Here is a 648-nt window from a genome sequence, read left to right as displayed (position 1 = left end):
CCTGAAGCATCCGTGGTCACGGTTTTGCTCACGGTTACTGGATTGCCATTGGCATCTTTACCGCTGATGGTCAACACAACGTTGCTACCTGGAGCAACATCGGTGGTGGTTCCCGTGATCACACCGCTTTCTACGATATCTACGGTAATTGCACCCGTCACCAGATCAAGACCTGTATCTTCTTGATGAGTTTCCCCTTGCGCAGCAATGCTGTCGGTCGCTGGACCAACACCTTGACCATTACGATCGGTAGTATTCGCAATGACTGTGACCGCTGAACCATCCACAATGCCATCGGCTGGCGTCAAGGCACTGTTGTAGTGGCCTGATGCATCCGTGGTCACGGTTTTGTTCACGGTTACTGGATTGCCGTTGGCATCTTTACCAGTGATGGTCAATACAACGTTGCTACCTGGCGCAACATCGGTGGTGGTTCCCGTGATCACACCGCTTTCTACGATATCTACGGTGATAGCACCCGTCACCAGATCAAGACCTGTATCTTCTTGATGAGTTTCCCCTTGCGCAGCAATGCTGTCGGTCGCTGGACCAACAGCTTGACCATTACGATCGGTAGTATTCGCAATGACTGTGACCGCTGAACCATCCACAATGCCATCGGCTGGCGTCAAGGCACTGTTGTAGTGG

At 52.2% G+C, this 648-nt stretch carries 1 pseudogene; it reads right to left on the bottom strand.

What is annotated here, in order from left to right:
- Positions 1–648, bottom strand: a pseudogene (locus F4W09_RS17195) (hypothetical protein); the annotation flags it as partial.

Source organism: Acinetobacter tandoii (assembly GCF_008867985.1).
GTDB lineage: Bacteria > Pseudomonadota > Gammaproteobacteria > Pseudomonadales > Moraxellaceae > Acinetobacter > Acinetobacter tandoii.
Note: the sequence above shows the minus strand (reverse complement) of the source record. Positions and strands in the feature narration are given on the sequence as shown.